The following is a 15,491-nucleotide window of genomic DNA, read 5'->3' as shown; positions in this document are numbered from 1 at the left end:
CACCAGTGAGTGATGCGTACGAGAGTATTCATCGCTGAGGTGTGCTTTTTCATAGTTGAGCCCCTTGCCAGCCGGCGTTGGGACTGAGGTTGGCAAACCGGGTCTGATTGGCGATGAAGGCTGTTCGTACGGTCCCAGTTGGGCCGTTACGCGCCTTGCCGAGAATGATTTCTGCAATGCCTTTGTGTTCGCTCTGAGGGTGGTACACCTCGTCCCGGTAGACGAACATAATCAGGTCCGCGTCCTGTTCAATCGCACCGCTATCACGCAGGTCTGCGTTGATCGGACGCTTATTTGGCCGTCGCTCCAGTTCTCGGTTGAGCTGGGAAAGCGCAACCACCGGGCAATTCATCTCTTTCGCTAGGGCCTTGAGGGACTGGGATATAGCGCTGATCTCGTTGGCCCTGTTTTCCTGACCTGGGCAGCGCATGAGCTGCAGGTAATCGATCAGGATCAAGCTCGGGTGTCCGAAGCGACGAGCTGCTCGACGAGATTTAGCTCTGATTACTGCAGGCGTGAGCGCTGATGAGTCGTCGATGACCAGCCGCTCTCCATAGCCATTAATACGAGAAACCGCTGCAGTCAGCTTCGGCCAATCATCATCATCGAGCTTGCCCTTCAATAGCCTGCCCAGATCGATATGGCCTAGGATGCCCATCAATCGATACATCAGTGCTTTGGCCGGCATTTCCATGCTGAAAACCTGAACTGTACGATCAAGCTTTGCCTGCAGAGCCGTATCTATGAAGTTCAAGGCCAGAGAGGTCTTCCCCATAGACGGGCGCGCGCCGAGGATGATCAGGTCGGCTTCTTGAAAACCCGACGTCAGCTCGTCCAGGTCCTCCAGGCCTGAAGGCAGGCCGGTCACGGTGATATTGCCGTTGAAATGTTCGTCTATTTGTTCGACGACGTTCGTCAGGCATTGGTTGATATTGACGAATTCCGTTGCGCTCTTGCCTTCACCCAGAGCGAACAGTTGCTGTTCAATTGATTCTTGAACATCCTCCGCACTTGCCAACGGGTCTGTCGCCTCGCGAGAGCATTGGTATCCAAGGGACATGAGCTGTCTGAGCCGAGAGCGATTACGCACGATGGATGCGTAATGCTCGATGTTGGCTACAGACGGCGTGTTTTTGGCCAGCTCGCCCAGATAGCTCAGCCCTCCGGCTTCGTCTGGCTCCTCCAACGCGTTGTGGACGGTGACGATGTCGAACGGAATGGACTTGTCAGCAAGGCTTGCCATTGTCCGGAACAGCAACCGATGGTCGTGTCGGAAAAAATCAGAGGCATCCAGTTTGTCTGCGACGAGATCCCAGGTGTTGTTGTCGAGCAGTAGCCCACCTAACACACCTTGTTCAGCCTCTACGGAGTAGGGAGGTGAGAGGTCAAGGTGATTCATTTCCCAGACTCCTGGCCTATCTGAAGAAAACCACTCCCGTTGCGTGCCCCCAGGGCTTTGACCATGTCGACTTCAACCTTCGCTGAATTGATCATGACCTGAGCAACCTCGGCAACCGCTTTGGCCCGTTCGATTTCCATTGGTCTTTCTGGGTCCAGGAGGCTCTCGATCGCGACGAACAGGTGATTACGTAGATCTTCAATCTTGTTCTTCATGTTCAACCTCCCGGATGGTGCGTTTGAGTTTGCCGATAGCGCGTATTGCGGATTTCAGCTCTTCCGGATACCGATGAATGGTGTTCCGACGCATACGTTCTGCTCTCGTCAGCAACTCCAGGTTATTCAGGGCTATATGGGCCTTGTTGCCGTCCTTGAAGCACACGCACATGTTTATAGGGACTGGTCCGTGATGCTCCTCCCAAAGCAGTACATGCACGGCTTTCCAGTCAACGGGTGGGTAACCGGTATCGGTGATTTTCTTCTGCTGATAACCGTCAGGAGTTGTGCGCAGGCTGCCAATAGGCAGCCAGTTCCCCGGTTTATTGCCGGCCTTAAACTGCGTCTGAGTCATACGGCCAGAGGAGGGGAGCCCCTTAAGGCCCTTATTCCATGGGACGGATCCCTTGGGAAAGCGGAATTCTGCGCCCAACTTGCCGTCAAGCCGGCCACAGAGACTACTGCGAAGAAACTCGGCGCTTTTGCTCAAGCCCAGCCGTTTGGCTTTGGCATAGACCTGATAGACGCTGAGCCCCAATTCGGCGGCTAGGACCTGAGTCGGTTCATTGGGATAGCGGGCAATGAGCGAGCGCTCTTCTGCCTCACTCCAAACATGGTGTTTGTGAACCGGGGCAAGCCCAAGTTGGGATCTGGCTTGTTCCAGCGCCGCCATGGCCAAAGGTGAAAGCGAATGAGTTCTCATTGGCTCCCTCCATGCCCAAGGGCTCCTTGTGACTGCTGTCCGACACCACGATGCAGCCTGGCATGCTTGCCCTGGTCCCATCCCGCTTGCAAAGAGCGGGTGTCATGACCTTTGGCTTCGATGGGCTTGATAATGGCTAGCGTTAGTTTTGGATGATGCCATTCCAGGTAGGCTTGGATCTCCAGCGCAGTGTTTTCGTCTATCCCACCTGCAAACTGGTTCACCTTAGAGGCGACGGCATTGAGCCAGCCCTCGGCAAACAGTTGGCCGCGGTGACGTTTGGTTTTCAGTTGGCAGCGCTTCTGCTGGGCAACATGAGCTCGTCGGGCTGCGACAAGCTGGTGATGCAGCGTTGAATAGGTGTGAGCTGCCAGATCGGGTGAAATACCTTTCCCCAAGAACTTGAAGGACCAGCCAAGTAGCGGATTGAAATACGCCAAGTGGCTGCAATCGAAGGCTTGGGAACAGATTGAGGCCAGGTTGTGCAGCCAATCCTGCGGTGCCCGACGGGTTTTGGTACCCACAATGGATTCTTCGATTGTATGGGCAGCGACTTCGGTGTGTTCCAAGTTGTACTGATTCATCAAATGGCGAGCTTGACGAAGTGCAATTTCCACTTCGTTTGGGGCAGCGCCTTGTGACTTGGCCAGCGCCATGAGTTTGGCGACCTTGCTGAGGACTTTTTGCTTGTCCATCATTCACCCCCTTCCTGTTGGAGGCGGGGGGAGAGCGCCTCTGACCACAGGCGAAGTGTTTCTTCCTCATCAGCAGAGAGGTGAGTCCGGGCAAGGCAGTCCGCAACCTTCTGTTTCAGGGCATCAAGGCGGTCTTGAACACTTGACCCATCGTCGTAAGCAATCTCTTGCTCAACAGCTTGCACAACGTCATTACGAAGAGAGAGAACCGTGCTTATCCAAAAAGCACTTGGGCTGGTCCAGCCAATGAGCTTTCGAGTTCTGGCAGGCGACAGGTAATCACGGAGCCTGAGATTGAACTCCCTAGGGGAATAACCATTCCTGAAAACGTCTGCTCGATTAAGCGTCAGCGCTGTTTTAAGAATATCTAGAAGAGGGTCCAAAGCCGTTGGCTCAGGAGCAAAGGGTTCTAAATATGTTTCAGCTACCAGGCGTTTGGCTTCGGCATATCGACTTTGCTGACGGCGTTTGGCTTGGTTTTCGTCGCGGCCGCGCTTTTCCTTCGCGTGCTTAATGTTCGAGTTCACTGACTCGATAAGCTTCGCGGCGTCCTGCAAAAGCTGAAGCTGGTCAACGCTCAACTGAGCGCCAATCCGACCGGGTAATTGGTAACCGCTTGTCAGGGCTCGGATTTCTCGTGCGGTTCCACTGAGCTTGGCTTGCAAGCTGCGCAATTGCTGAGCGCTGTAGTACTTGCCAACCTCTAGGATGAGGTTTGCAGTAATACTGCGGGCGTCGGTAATGGAGGGCTTCGCCATTTCAACGACCCTCCCTCACCAAGTTAGCTACCTTTTCCTCGGTCATGGCCTCGAAGCGGTCACGCCATTCTGGAAAAAGCTCAATGGCCAATTGGCGGATCACGACAAGGGCTGCAGGGGATATGCGGTTGGAAGGCTGTCTGTATTCCAAGCGGTGTACTGGGACGCCCAGGGATGAACTGTTACGAAACACCACTGCGGAGGGGACGACGCATTCCAGAACGTTGATTTCGTCATTGTCCTGGAAAATTTCCCGTACCGACTGCTCGATCATTTGCGCGTCGGTGGTTTGGTCGAGATTGTTGACGACGATCCGCACAGGAGGGATTTTCATGCCCAGGCGCCCATAGGCGCGCAGGCCGTCCAGCATCTGCATGGATCCCCGGCTGAACTCCCGTGCAGCGAGCATATTGGGCGGAAGTGGGGATATGACCAAATCAGAGGCTAGGACCACCATTTCGAGCATTGCCGACCTGGCGCCTTGGGTGTCAATCAGTACCAGGTCGAAATGATCTTTGAAGCCCGGCATCAGGTTGGCGAGTCGCAACCGTCCGTCAGGTGCTTGCAGGATCAGGCTGTTCAGTTGGTTGTTGATGTCGTTGGAAATGACAAGCGACAGGTTTGGTATCGTGGTGCTGGATATGATCTTGGCTGATTCGGTGATATTGAATGCCAGCAGGTCGTAGATGCCTCCTTGAGCTTCATCGACCAATTGGTAATACGAGGAGAGCGAAGGCTGTGCAGGATCTAGGTCGATCATGAGCACGCGCAGGCCTGCATCCGCACAAAAAGCGCCGAGGTTGGCCTCGATGGTAGTTTTGCCTACGCCGCCTTTGGTCGAAACGACCGCAGAGATTTTCATGGTTTGGAGCCTCTAATGTGGGTTCATTAGAGGCTGCGAGGCCACGGAAACAGCTATGTGTAGCGAACACGATCCTGGGCTATGAAGCACTAAAACCAATTGTCTTTTAACCAATTGGTCGTAGGTTCGAATCCCACACGACCCACCATTTTTGAGACCAGTTAACGCTGGAATCAGATCTTAAGATCAGAGGTCAAAAGCCCTGGTCGTGAAAGGCGACTGAAAGGTCGCCTTTTTTTACCGGGGTATAGCGCAGTCCGGTAGCGCGCCTGCTTTGGGAGCAGGATGTCAGGAGTTCGAATCCCCTTACCCCGACCATATTAAAAATCCTCGTATCGAAAGATACGGGGATTTTTTTTGCCTGGAATTTTCTCAAATCCAACACAAAGCGAATATGGGAGGGGGCTTGCTCCCGATAGCAGTGTGTCAGCCACTCATTACTCAGCCGACTCACCGTCATCGGGCGCAAGCCCCCGCCCACATTAGCCGAGCCCCATCAGGGACCGTGTTGTCAGTGAAGCTTGAGTCGTGGCTCGGTCCCGCGCCCGATCCTGCTGCCCAGCATCAGCATCGCCGTGCGGAAGACGCCATACAACGCCATCTGGTGCATGCGGTACAGCGACACGTAGAACATCCGCGCCAGCCAGCCTTCGAGCATCACGCTGCCTGTCAGGTTGCCCATCAGGTTACCCACCGCCGAGAAGCGCGACAGCGAGATCAACGAGCCGTAGTCGGTGTACTTGTACGATGGCAGGTCCTTGCCTTCGATCCGCAGCTTCAACGATTTGGCCAGCAATGAAGCCTGCTGGTGCGCGGCCTGGGCGCGTGGCGGCACGTTGCGGTCGGTGCCGGGTTGCGGGCAGGCGGCGCAGTCACCGAAGGCGAAGATGTTTTCATCGCGGGTGGTTTGCAGCGTCGGCAGTACCTGCAGTTGATTGATGCGGTTGGTTTCCAGGCCGTCGATGTCCTTGAGGAAGGCTGGCGCGCGGATGCCGGCGGCCCACACTTTCAGGCTGGCCGGAATCACTTGGCCGCTGCTGGTGATCAGCGCGTCGGCCGTCACTTCGCTGACCGCCGAGTTGGTCAGCACCGTCACGCCAAGCTTCTCCAGGGTCTTATGCACCGGCCCGCCAATCCGCTCCGGCAGGGCGGGCAGCACCCGTGGGCCGGCTTCGATCAAGGTGATATGCATGTTTTCGGGTTTGATGCGATCCAGGCCATAAGCAGCCAGTTCGTGGGCGGCGTTATGCAGTTCGGCCGCCAGTTCGACACCGGTTGCTCCCGCACCGACGATGGCGACGCTGATCTTTTCCACCACGTCGGTTTGCCCGGCATGGGCGCGCAGGTAGTGGTTGAGCAGTTGCTGATGGAAGCGTTCCGCCTGTTTGCGCGTGTCGAGGAACAGACAGTGTTGCGCCGCGCCTTCGGTGCCGAAGTCATTCGTGGTGCTGCCGACCGCGATCACCAGGCTGTCATAGCCCAGCACGCGCGCAGGCACCAGTTCGCGGCCTTCTTCATCGAGGGTCGCCGCCAGCTGGATTTTCTTCTGTTCACGGTCGAGCCCGCTCATGCGCCCCAGTTGGAACTCGAAGTGGTTCCATTTGGCCTGGGCGACGTAGTTGAGTTCGTCTTCCGAAGAGTTCAGCGAGCCGGCGGCCACTTCATGCAGCAAGGGCTTCCAGATATGGGTCAGGTTGGTATCCACCAGCGTGATGCTGGCGGTGCCGCGTTTTCCCAGAGTCTTACCCAGGCGGGTAGCCAACTCCAGGCCGCCGGCGCCGCCGCCGACGATAATAATACGATGGGTCATGGGGATATCTCGCAAGGCTAAAAGAAATCGGAGCAGTTCCCCCCGCGAGCGCCAGGCAGCTCATAGCGTCAGGTAACTCAAAAGGCGGCTCAGCAGGCCGAGCCCAATCACCGCCACCAGCACCACCACAAGGAGCAGCCATGGCCGGAAAGGCTTGCGCTCGACTTGGTTCTGGGAGAGTTGCAGGTACTCTTCGACATGCTGTTGGTCATCGGGGTTCAGGCGGCTGGTCATAAAGGCCTCGTCAGGTAGACGTTGCAGAAGGGCGCCACGTTACAGTCGGTGGGTGGGCGCAAACGCTATAAGCGTAGCCTGTGCCCGTGTCACAGGCTGATGCCCACGTCGAACACTATGCTGCGGCCCAGGTTGTTGCGCAAGAAATCCGGCGCGTCCGGGTGGGCGAACAGCACCCGTGCAAACGTCGGCCCCACCAGTGACAGCGAGCGCCAGCCCTGGCGCAGGTACTCGGTGGGCGGCGGGAAGTGACTGTTGAGGTCCAGGACTTCGCGCTTGAGGCTGGCAAACGCGACGATATCCAACTCGCCCAGGTCCATCCCGCGCTCTTTGTAGTTGTGCGCTTTTTTGCGCAGGGTCGGCGCCAGGCGCAACAGGAACTCATGGGCCGGAATTCGTCGCGGCTTGGCTTCGCGCCGAACCAGTTGGCTCAGGGAGAACGCACTGCGCCGACGCAACAGTTCATCGCGCCATTCGTCGTTCAGGCGCCGCCCCTCATCCAGTACGAAGAACACCTCGAAACTGGCGTCGCGAAACAGTACGTCCGGAGGCTCCTGCCCGGCGGCGTGAAACTCTTCGGCGCGGTACGGCACATTCAAGCCTTGCAGCAGGCGTTGGCAGACCCAACGCTCACGCTCCCATTTGCGGGCATTGGACAGGAACGCGTTGGCTTGTTCGGCCGCTACGGTGAGCAGGCGCAAATAATCTGAGTCATCCATGCATGCAGCTTAGCGTCCAAATGATGACGGCAGGAAGTCCCGCCGCAAAAGCTCGGTGTAGACTGGCCACTTGTCCGTTCTCCCTAGCATGAGGTGTGCAGTGAAGTTTTTTGCCGTGCTGTTGCTGAGCCTGTTGCCTGTCTGGGCCCAGGCCGTTGAGGTGGGCGAGCGCGTGGCGCCCTGGACCCTGTTGGATCAGTTCGATCAGGCCTACACCCTGGATGACCAGGCGCAGATCCTGTTGGTCGCCCGCAGCATGGACGCCGCCAAGCAGGTGGACGCGGCTTTGCAAGGCCAGCCCAAAGGTTATCTCGAGGCGCGCCACGCGGTGTTTGTCGCAGACATCCAGCGCATGCCTCGGCTGGTCGCCAAGTTGTTCGCAGTGCCGGCGATGCAAGCCTACAACTATCGGGTGATGCTCGACCGGGACGCCCGTATTGCTCCGCGCTATCCCGCGCCCGCGGATAAAGTGCTCTGGCTGCAACTGGATAACGGCAAGTTGATTGCTCAACACGAGTACAGCTCGGCCGCGGAACTGCGCCAAGCCCTGGAACAGGTCAAGCCGTGATCAGTGCGGCAGTGCTGGCGCCGGCTACCCTCGGCATTGGCTGGTTGCTGTATGCGCCTGTGCTGCTATGGGCGATCCTGCGCTCGCCGTGGGTCGAGCTGTTCGCCGATCGGCGGCGCCAGCATTTGCTGTTTGGCACGGTGTTCGCGCTGTTCATGTTATGGCTGGTGCGGCGGGATTTCGACACCGGCGTCTCCTACCACTTTATCGGCATGACCGCCGTTACTCTGTTGCTCGATTGGCCGTTGGCAATTGTCGGCGGGTTTGCCGCCCAGTTGGGCTTGATGCTGTTGGGGCGCCAGGACCTGGCTGCGGTAGGCATCAACGGCCTGCTGCTGGTCGTGCTGCCCGTGCTGGTCACCGAAGCCTGCGCGTTGCTGGTGGAACGAGCGCAGCCACGCAATCCCTTCGTGTATATCTTCTGTTCCGGTTTTTTTGCCGCTGCGCTGTCAGCCTTGCTCTGCCTGCTGGTGGGGCTGGGGTTGTTGTGGTTCGACGGGCGTTTTGCAATGCCGGAATGGCTGGAGGATTTTGTCGGTTACCTGTGGCTGATCATCTTTCCAGAAGCCTTTATCAACGGCATGGTGATCAGCGCGCTGGTGGTGTTTTGCCCGGAATGGCTGGAGACATTCAATCGCACCCGCTACCTCTCGGCACCCTGGAAGGACGACGATTCGCAGACTTGACCCAGGTCAAATCGCTCGCAGCGGGGCAGGCCCATGCTTTGCGAAACTTTTCCTGAGCAAGGCGGGAGTACAAATCATGAGTGTGTATGAGTGGGCACGGCAGGAGTTGCGCAGAAGCCAGGACGCGGCGCAGGAAATCGGTTTTGACCCAGGCTTGACCCTGCGCGCGATGCTCAGCGCCGTGGTGCAGCAGAGCAAAGGTGTGCGCAGTTTCGAAGACCTGGCCGACGAGTTGCAATACCTTGCAGAGAACCTCGACGACCAGCAGGAATATGCCTTTATGCGGCCTTAATGGCGCGGCGGCAGGTCTTCGGAAAACAGCTCGTCTTCGGCGTCCGGCGCCACGGGGATCTTGTGTTCCTCAGCGGCCCAGGCGCCCAGGTCGATGAGCTTGCAACGGTCCGAGCAGAACGGCCGGTTGAGGTTGGTCGCTTTCCATTCCACGGGTGCGCCGCAGGTTGGGCATTCGACGGTCAAGGGTTGGCTCATGATCGGCCTCCACGCAAAGTAAGGTAAAAGTGGTGCAGTCGCTCGACCTCGCTGTGCAGCCAGGCGAGGTCTCGGTCATTGACCAGTACGTCATCGGCATGGTTCAGGCGGTCTTCGCGGCTGGACTGGGCCTTGAGAATCGCCTGCACCTGTTGTTCGCTGATGCCGTCGCGCAGCAGGGTACGCTGAATCTGCAGGGATTGCGGTACATCGATCACCAGGATGCGCTGGGTCATGTGGTACTGGCCGGATTCGATCAGCAGCGGTGACACCAGGATCGCATACGGCGATCGGGCGCGGGCCAGGTGATTGCGAATCTCCTCGCCAATCAATGGGTGCAGCAAGGCTTCCAGCCAGCGGCGTTCTTCGGGGACTTCAAAGATCAGCTTGCGCAGCGCGGCGCGGTCCAGTTGGCCGTCGCGCTGCAGCACGCCGGCACCAAAGTGTTCGGCGATGCGGGCGAGCGCCGGACGGCCAGGCTCGACCACCCAACGGGCGGCGTGGTCGGCATCCACCAGGTCGACGCCCAGGTCGACAAAGTGCTGGGCCGCAGCGCTTTTGCCGCTGCCGATACCGCCAGTGAGGCCAAGGATCCAAGGTGTTGCAACAGAAGTGGTCATCTGAAACCGACAGACTGCAAATAGAAGTCGGTTATTTGACCACCCCAGAGCACGGCAATCCAGCCGGCAATTGCCAGATAGGGACCAAACGGCATCGGTGCCGAGATCTCAGCCTTGCGCAAGCGCATCAGAATCAGCCCTACGATCACGCCCACCAGCGAAGACATCAGTAGCGTCATCGGCAGAATCTGCCAGCCGCCCCAGGCGCCAAGCAGCGCCAATAACTTGAAGTCACCATGGCCCATGCCGTCCTTGCCGGTCACCAGTTTGAACAGCCAGAACACTGTCCACAGACTTAGGTAGCCGATCACCGCGCCCCACAGTGCGTCCGGCAGTGCGGTCAGCAGGTCGGCGCTGTTGATGATCAGCCCCAGCCACAGCAGCGGCAGGACCAGGATATCGGGTAGCAGTTGGTGATCCACATCGATCAGGCTCATTGCCAGCAGCCCCCAGCTCAACAACATGACTGCCCCGGCTTGCCAGCCAAAGCCAAAATGCCAGGCCACCATGGCCGAGATCAGCCCGCAGGCCAGTTCAGTGATGGGGTAGCGTGCACTGATCGGCTGCTGACAATGGGCGCAACGCCCCCGGAGCATGAGGTAGCTGAGCAGCGGGATATTCTCCCACGGGCGAATCGGGTGATTGCAGTGCGGGCAGCAGGAGTTGGGGTGCATCAGGTTGTAGGTGGGCCCGGCGGGGTCGGCGGGCATGCCGAGCACTTCAAGGGCTTGTGCGCGCCATTCCCGCTCAAGCATTTTCGGCAGGCGCCATACCAGTACATTGAGGAAGCTACCGATGATCAGCCCCAGTACCAGGGCCACTGCGACAAACGCCCATGGCTGCTCAGTCAGCAGCAGGTTCAAAACGCTGTACCGAGTTGGAAGACCGGCAGGTACATCGCAATTACCAGCGCCCCGACAATGCCCCCCAGCACCACCATTATCAGCGGCTCCATCAGGCTGGTGAGGTTGTCGACCAGGTTGTCGACTTCCGATTCATAGTGGTTCGCGACTTTTTCCAGCATGCGCTCGAGTGTGCCCGACTCCTCGCCGATGGCCGTCATCTGAATTGCCATGCCTGGAAAGAGACCGCTGGCGGCCATGGATTGGTTCAACTGCATGCCTGTGGATACCTCATGACGCATATGTTTGATCGCCTGCTTGTACGGCCCGTTGCCGACGGCACCTGCCACTGAATCCAATGCCTGTACCAGCGGCACCCCAGCCGCGAACGTGGTGGAAAGCGTGCGGGCATAGCGTGCCACGGCCGATTTCTTCAGCAGTGTGCCTGCCAAGGGGGCTTTCAACAAACCCGTATCCAGCCCCTGACGAAAGCCAGGGGCTACGCGATAGGCGTGGCGCAGCGCGAAAAAACCGGCCCCGAGGCCAAGCGCCAGAGCCCACCAGGCTTGCTGCATGAACGTGGACAGGCCGATGACGTGCAGGGTAAAACCGGGCAACTGTCGGTCGACTCCGGCGAACAGGTTCTGAAATTGCGGCACTACGTGGATCAGCAGGATGCTGCTGACCAGGCTCGCCACCACCAGGACGGCGATCGGGTAGGTCATGGCTTTCTTGATTCGCGCCTTTAGCTGCTCACTCTTTTCCAGGTGAGTGGCAACGCGCTCCAACAGCGTTTCCAATGCCCCGGCCTGTTCGCCGGCGGCAATCAGGTTGCAGTACAGGTCATCGAAATAGCGTGGCTGTTTGCGCAGCGCGGTCGCCAGTGCGGTGCCGGCGGCGATGTCCTGCGTCAACCCCTTGAGCAGTTCCTGCATCGGCCGGCTCTCGAAGCCGTCGCTGATGATGTCGAAGGCTTGCAGCAGAGGAATGCCGGCTTTCAGCAAGGTCGCCAACTGGCGGGTGAGCAGGGCGATGTCAGTGGGTTTGATCGGCGCGGCGAGGCAGGCCAGGCCGGGGAATTGCCTGCGCACGCTGCTGGGGCGGATCCCTTGCTGGCGCAGCTTTGCCTTGATCAGGGCGAGGTTGTGGCCCGTGGTGTGCCCGGACACCCTGTGCCCCTGGCGGTTGGTGCCTTCCCACGCGTAGGTCCTTGAAGCGTTGTCCATGTCCATTTCCGCACCCAGTTCGTCGAAGTTTTATAGCTTAGTCAGGTGACAAATTCGGGCGGCCTGGTGTTGCACGATAAAATGTCAGAATGTGCGTCTTGTGCGCGATGGGCCGCTCGCGGGTGAGTACACTGGCGCGGCTGTGAAATACGGGGTGCAGGACGCGCCTTGTCATGGGTTCTATTCTGGAGAGTGAATGTGATGCGTCAGAAAGGCTTTACCTTGATCGAGTTGTTGATCGTCGTGGCAATCATCGGCATTTTGGCCACCATCGGCTTGCCCATGTACACCACGCACCAGGCCAAGGCCAAGTTCACCGCGGGGCTGGCTGAGATCACCGCGTTGAAAGCCGGCTACGAGGATGTTTTCAACCAAGGCACCGAGCCGAAGCTGGAACTGGTCGGCGGCACCAGCCCGACCGCCAACTGCAAGATCGACGTGGCCGGGGATGTCGCCACCGGTAACGGTTCCATCAGTTGCGAAATACTCGATGCCCCGGCGCCGGTGCTGGGCAAGACCATCACCCTGACGCGCAGCGCCACCGCCGGCTGGAAGTGCGTGACCACCGCTGAGGCGAAATACGCCGCCAAGGGTTGTGATGCCAGCGGCGCTTAACGTCAAGCCCCGCACATGGATGTAAAGGTGGCCAATGTCGTTATCCCTGCAGCAGCGCGGCAATGTTTTCCTGGTGGCAGCGGTGTGCCTGTTGGTGCTGGGTATCTGTGCCCCCTTCAGTGGGCACGACCTGCAACGAGGGGTGCAGATTGCCCTGGGATTGTGTGCGGTGCTGTATGGGCTGTCGGTTTCTCCGATTGAGCGGCTGGTGGATCGGCCCACCGCCATCGGCCTGGTGCTGATTATCGGGCTGGGCCTGCTGTCTTCGGCCCTGGCCCACCAGCCACTCTGGGCATTCACCGAGGTGGCGCTGTTTATCGTCTGTGGGGCGATTGCGCTTGCATTTGCCTTGCTTCGGCGCCACGGCGGTGAGCCTTTGGACCGCGTCCTGGTGCTGGTCGTGGTGCTGTTGTGCCTGATCAAATCGATCCAGTATCTGCATGCTGGCCTGCTGGTTATTACCAATGGTCAACGGTTACTGGACCCTGACCTGCTCCTGTCAGGTTTTGCCAATAAGCGTTTCTACGGTCAATTCCAGACCTTCACTCTGCCGTTGCTGGCCCTTCCCCTGCTGCTGCCCGGCGTCAGCCGTCCCGTACGAAGTGCGGTGTTGGCGTTGTTGTGTGTCTGGTGGTTGATCGCAATCAGCGGCGGCACACGTGGCACGTGGCTTGGCATGGCGATGGCAAGTGGGGTGCTGGCAGTGCTGGGGCCTTGGGGGCGGCGCTGGCTGGCCTGGCAGTGGGTGGCACTGTGCGGTGGGCTATTGCTGTATTGGCTCTTGTTCACGGTGCTGTTGGGGTACCTGGGCATCGAAGTTTCCCAGGCGGCAGCCGATCGCCTGACCACCTCTCTGTCGGGGCGCGGCCCGATCTGGTGGCAAGCGTGGCACATGCTGGTCGAGCATCCATGGTTGGGTTTTGGGCCGATGCACTTCGCCGATATTGCCAACAACATTGCTGCCCACCCCCATCAGGCGATCCTGCAATGGGCCAGTGAATGGGGCATGCCATCGGCCCTATGCGTGGCAATTCTGGCGTGGCGGGCGAGTTGGGCCACCGTTGGCGTACTCCGTGAACGGGCGCAATTTGCAACGTGTGCCGACCTGCTGCGCACCTGCCTGTTTGCGTCGCTGATCGGCGCGCTGACGCAGTCCATGGTGGATGGTGTGATCGTGATGCCTAACTCGCAGGTGTGGTTGGCGCTGGTGGTGGGCTGGCTGATGGCGTTGCATGCCTGGCGCACCCCGGCAACGCCCGCATTGCCCCTGGCCTGGGGCGCCTGGAACGTGGCGAGTGTGTTGGCCGTTGGTCTGCTGGTGTGGGTGGCCGTGCGTGACCTGCCGCATCTCCAGCAAGCGCAGCAGCGCTATCTGGATACCCGTGGCGGGTACCTGCAACCGCGCTTCTGGGCTCAGGGCGTGATTGCCCTCTCACCGCCGTAAGTTGCCGGACGCCCGATGCGGTGCTAGCTTTAGCCCACCGCCCGTGTAGCTCAGCCGGTAGAGCAGCGCACTCGTAACGCGAAGGTCGCAGGTTCGATTCCTGTCTCGGGCACAAAGGCAACAGTGTTTCAAAGGCAACGTTTTCAGATGATCCCAGAATGGTTCTGAAGGCCAGACGAGCCGGCATTCGTGCCTGTTCTTTTGTATCTGCGCAACCTTGATGACCCAGATGCATCCCCATTCCTCGATCTAAGAGAACAACATGACCACGACTGAGATGACCCAGGAAGTTCGGCACCAAGCAGCCCTCGACAAGTACATCGGGGAATCGCCGCAGCTTAAAGAAGAGATCAAGGACCTGAGCGCTGAAGATCAGCGTGACCAGATCCAGTGGGCATTCGAGGACGAGGCCGAGAGCCAGGGCTTGCAGCCTTGGGAGCTGACCCTCAAGTACACCTCGACACCGGAAGAGTTCGAAGCGGCACGGCTGGCCCTGCACAAGGAAGCGGCCGAGGTGCTGGGTGTCGAGTGGGAAGAGTACTGCGAGATGAATGACCTGGTGGTTTAAGCGCTTGCTTGTGTAGGAGCGAGCTTGCTCGCGAAAATCGCTAACGATGACGCGGGCTGCCTGGTACCCTGCGGCGTTCTCAGGTTTTTCGCGAGCAAGCTCGCTCCTACAGTTAAGGTGCTCAAATACTGAGGCGCATCGACAAATCCACCGCCTTCACATCCTTGGTCATCGCGCCGATGGAGATGTAATCCACTCCGGTTTCTGCGATGGGCAGCAGGGTGTTTTCATTGATCCCGCCGCTGGCTTCCAGCTTGGCCTTGCCGCCATTCAGGCGCACGGCTTCGCGCATGTCATCCAGGCTCAGTTCATCGAGCATGATGATATCGGCGCCCGCCGCCAGGGCTTCACGCAATTCGTCCAGGCTTTCCACTTCGATTTCCACCGGCTTGCCTGGGGCGATCTGGTGCGCGGCGTTAATGGCCTGGGCAATGCCTCCGCAGGCCGCGATATGGTTTTCCTTGATCAGAAAGGCGTCATACAAGCCAATACGGTGGTTGTGGCAGCCCCCGCAGGTCACGGCGTACTTCTGCGCCAGGCGCAGGCCGGGAAGGGTCTTGCGCGTGTCGAGCAGCTTGACCTGGGTGCTGGCGACAAAATCGGCGAGGTACTGGGCCCGAGTGGCTACGCCTGACAACAACTGCAGAAAATTCAACGCACAACGCTCGCCGCTGAGCAGCGAGCGTGCCGGGCCTTCAAGGTGGAACAGCGCCTGGTTGGGGCTCACGCGTTCACCGTCGGCGACTTGCCAATGCACGGCGACCCGCGGGTCCAGCTGGCGGAACACCGCGTCTACCCAAGCGGTACCACTGATCACCGCCGCATCGCGCGTGATGATCGTGGCCTTGGCCAGCCGTTCGGCCGGGATCAACTGTGCGGTGATGTCGCCACTGCCGATGTCTTCCAGCAGTGCGCGGCGCACATTGGCTTCGATTTCGGCGGTGAGGTCGGCAAGACGGAGGTTCGGCATAACAGGCTCCACAAACAAAGTGCCCCGATTATAGGGGCAGCGCGCGTTTGAACCCAGCCACCTGCTCA

General features: G+C 59.0%; 20 protein-coding genes and 2 tRNA genes. 8 read left to right on the top strand and 14 right to left on the bottom strand.

Features of this window, described 5'->3' with window-relative positions; translation table 11 throughout:
• Positions 1 to 49: 49 nt before the first annotated feature.
• From dnaB to QU606_RS12120, 6 genes are read right to left on the bottom strand one after another with little or no spacing between them, the layout of a single operon-like run.
• Positions 50 to 1,399, bottom strand: coding sequence for a replicative DNA helicase (gene dnaB / locus QU606_RS12145; RefSeq protein ID WP_008437319.1), 1,350 nt, complete (start codon positions 1,397 to 1,399; stop codon positions 50 to 52).
• On the bottom strand, positions 1,396 to 1,614 hold the full coding sequence (locus QU606_RS12140) for a hypothetical protein (protein WP_008437317.1): 219 nt from the start codon (positions 1,612 to 1,614) through the stop codon (positions 1,396 to 1,398). Before QU606_RS12140 ends, dnaB begins: the two co-directional genes overlap by 4 nt.
• Positions 1,598 to 2,317, bottom strand: a complete 720-nt coding sequence (locus tag QU606_RS12135; RefSeq protein ID WP_020301295.1) for an HNH endonuclease signature motif containing protein — start codon at positions 2,315 to 2,317, stop codon at positions 1,598 to 1,600. Before QU606_RS12135 ends, QU606_RS12140 begins: the two co-directional genes overlap by 17 nt.
• Positions 2,314 to 3,015 carry a DUF2786 domain-containing protein gene (locus QU606_RS12130; protein WP_008437315.1) on the bottom strand — a complete coding sequence of 234 codons (702 nt, stop codon included), beginning with the start codon at positions 3,013 to 3,015 and terminating at the stop codon, positions 2,314 to 2,316. The genes QU606_RS12135 and QU606_RS12130 overlap by 4 nt, the downstream gene beginning before the upstream one ends.
• Positions 3,012 to 3,770, bottom strand: coding sequence for a hypothetical protein (locus QU606_RS12125; RefSeq protein WP_008437314.1), 759 nt, complete (start codon positions 3,768 to 3,770; stop codon positions 3,012 to 3,014). The genes QU606_RS12130 and QU606_RS12125 overlap by 4 nt, the downstream gene beginning before the upstream one ends.
• A 1-nt stretch (position 3,771) precedes the next feature.
• Complete coding sequence (locus tag QU606_RS12120; protein ID WP_008437313.1) at positions 3,772 to 4,632, bottom strand: ParA family protein; 861 nt, start codon at positions 4,630 to 4,632, stop codon at positions 3,772 to 3,774.
• Positions 4,633 to 4,873: 241 nt separating this feature from the next.
• Between QU606_RS12120 and QU606_RS12115 the strand changes: the two genes are divergently transcribed.
• A tRNA-Pro gene (locus tag QU606_RS12115) sits at positions 4,874 to 4,950 on the top strand.
• Between the two features lie 193 nt (positions 4,951 to 5,143).
• Here QU606_RS12115 and QU606_RS12110 read toward each other — a convergent pair.
• The 3 genes from QU606_RS12110 to QU606_RS12100 all read right to left on the bottom strand — a co-directional run bounded on the left by QU606_RS12110 (position 5,144) and on the right by QU606_RS12100 (position 7,395).
• Entirely contained in the window at positions 5,144 to 6,442 is a 1,299-nt protein-coding gene (locus QU606_RS12110) for an NAD(P)/FAD-dependent oxidoreductase (protein ID WP_017845476.1), read from the bottom strand.
• A gap of 60 nt (positions 6,443 to 6,502) precedes the next feature.
• Positions 6,503 to 6,676, bottom strand: coding sequence for a DUF3094 family protein (locus tag QU606_RS12105; RefSeq protein ID WP_024073379.1), 174 nt, complete (start codon positions 6,674 to 6,676; stop codon positions 6,503 to 6,505).
• An 89-nt stretch (positions 6,677 to 6,765) separates the two neighbouring features.
• On the bottom strand, positions 6,766 to 7,395 hold the full coding sequence (locus QU606_RS12100) for a DUF1780 domain-containing protein (RefSeq protein WP_017845475.1): 630 nt from the start codon (positions 7,393 to 7,395) through the stop codon (positions 6,766 to 6,768).
• Positions 7,396 to 7,495: 100 nt separating this feature from the next.
• Between QU606_RS12100 and QU606_RS12095 the strand changes: the two genes are divergently transcribed.
• The 3 genes from QU606_RS12095 (at position 7,496) to QU606_RS12085 (ending at position 8,941) form a co-directional block, all read left to right on the top strand.
• A complete protein-coding gene (locus tag QU606_RS12095) occupies positions 7,496 to 7,963 on the top strand; it encodes an FAD/FMN-containing dehydrogenase (RefSeq protein WP_069075203.1) in 468 nt (155 codons plus the stop codon).
• Positions 7,960 to 8,649, top strand: a complete 690-nt coding sequence (locus QU606_RS12090; protein ID WP_024073381.1) for an energy-coupling factor ABC transporter permease — start codon at positions 7,960 to 7,962, stop codon at positions 8,647 to 8,649. Before QU606_RS12095 ends, QU606_RS12090 begins: the two co-directional genes overlap by 4 nt.
• Positions 8,650 to 8,725: 76 nt before the next feature.
• On the top strand, positions 8,726 to 8,941 hold the full coding sequence (locus QU606_RS12085) for a hypothetical protein (RefSeq protein WP_003171680.1): 216 nt from the start codon (positions 8,726 to 8,728) through the stop codon (positions 8,939 to 8,941).
• On the opposite strand, the gene yacG is transcribed toward QU606_RS12085, so the two are convergent.
• Genes yacG through QU606_RS12065 form a run of 4 tightly spaced genes read right to left on the bottom strand, consistent with a single transcriptional unit; the run spans position 8,938 to position 11,826 of the window.
• The gene (gene yacG / locus QU606_RS12080; protein ID WP_017845472.1) at positions 8,938 to 9,138 is read right to left on the bottom strand and encodes a DNA gyrase inhibitor YacG; all 201 of its coding nucleotides are present in this window, start codon (positions 9,136 to 9,138) and stop codon (positions 8,938 to 8,940) included. The two genes, QU606_RS12085 and yacG, sit on opposite strands and share 4 nt — an antisense overlap.
• Complete coding sequence (coaE, locus tag QU606_RS12075) at positions 9,135 to 9,758, bottom strand: dephospho-CoA kinase (protein WP_024073382.1); 624 nt, start codon at positions 9,756 to 9,758, stop codon at positions 9,135 to 9,137. The genes yacG and coaE overlap by 4 nt, the downstream gene beginning before the upstream one ends.
• Positions 9,755 to 10,621 carry an A24 family peptidase gene (locus tag QU606_RS12070; RefSeq protein WP_069075202.1) on the bottom strand — a complete coding sequence of 289 codons (867 nt, stop codon included), beginning with the start codon at positions 10,619 to 10,621 and terminating at the stop codon, positions 9,755 to 9,757. The genes coaE and QU606_RS12070 overlap by 4 nt, the downstream gene beginning before the upstream one ends.
• Positions 10,618 to 11,826, bottom strand: a complete 1,209-nt coding sequence (locus tag QU606_RS12065; protein ID WP_193690171.1) for a type II secretion system F family protein — start codon at positions 11,824 to 11,826, stop codon at positions 10,618 to 10,620. Before QU606_RS12065 ends, QU606_RS12070 begins: the two co-directional genes overlap by 4 nt.
• 201 nt (positions 11,827 to 12,027) lie before the next feature.
• Between QU606_RS12065 and QU606_RS12060 the strand changes: the two genes are divergently transcribed.
• The 4 genes from QU606_RS12060 to QU606_RS12045 all read left to right on the top strand — a co-directional run bounded on the left by QU606_RS12060 (position 12,028) and on the right by QU606_RS12045 (position 14,453).
• Entirely contained in the window at positions 12,028 to 12,441 is a 414-nt protein-coding gene (locus tag QU606_RS12060) for a pilin (RefSeq protein ID WP_024073385.1), read from the top strand.
• Between the two features lie 34 nt (positions 12,442 to 12,475).
• Positions 12,476 to 13,885: an O-antigen ligase gene (locus tag QU606_RS12055; RefSeq protein WP_304998420.1), complete on the top strand. Its 1,410-nt coding sequence runs from the start codon at positions 12,476 to 12,478 to the stop codon at positions 13,883 to 13,885.
• 39 nt (positions 13,886 to 13,924) lie between these two features.
• Positions 13,925 to 13,997 (top strand) — tRNA-Thr (locus QU606_RS12050).
• Positions 13,998 to 14,147: 150 nt separating this feature from the next.
• A complete protein-coding gene (locus tag QU606_RS12045; RefSeq protein WP_024073387.1) occupies positions 14,148 to 14,453 on the top strand; it encodes a DUF6388 family protein in 306 nt (101 codons plus the stop codon).
• Positions 14,454 to 14,574: 121 nt separating this feature from the next.
• On the opposite strand, the gene nadC is transcribed toward QU606_RS12045, so the two are convergent.
• Entirely contained in the window at positions 14,575 to 15,423 is an 849-nt protein-coding gene (gene nadC, locus QU606_RS12040) for a carboxylating nicotinate-nucleotide diphosphorylase (protein ID WP_024073388.1), read from the bottom strand.
• Positions 15,424 to 15,491 lie beyond the last annotated feature (68 nt).

The organism is Pseudomonas sp. OVF7 (assembly GCF_030644265.1).
GTDB classification, from domain to species: Bacteria; Pseudomonadota; Gammaproteobacteria; order Pseudomonadales; family Pseudomonadaceae; genus Aquipseudomonas; species Aquipseudomonas gorinensis.
Note: the sequence above shows the minus strand (reverse complement) of the source record. Positions and strands in the feature narration are given on the sequence as shown.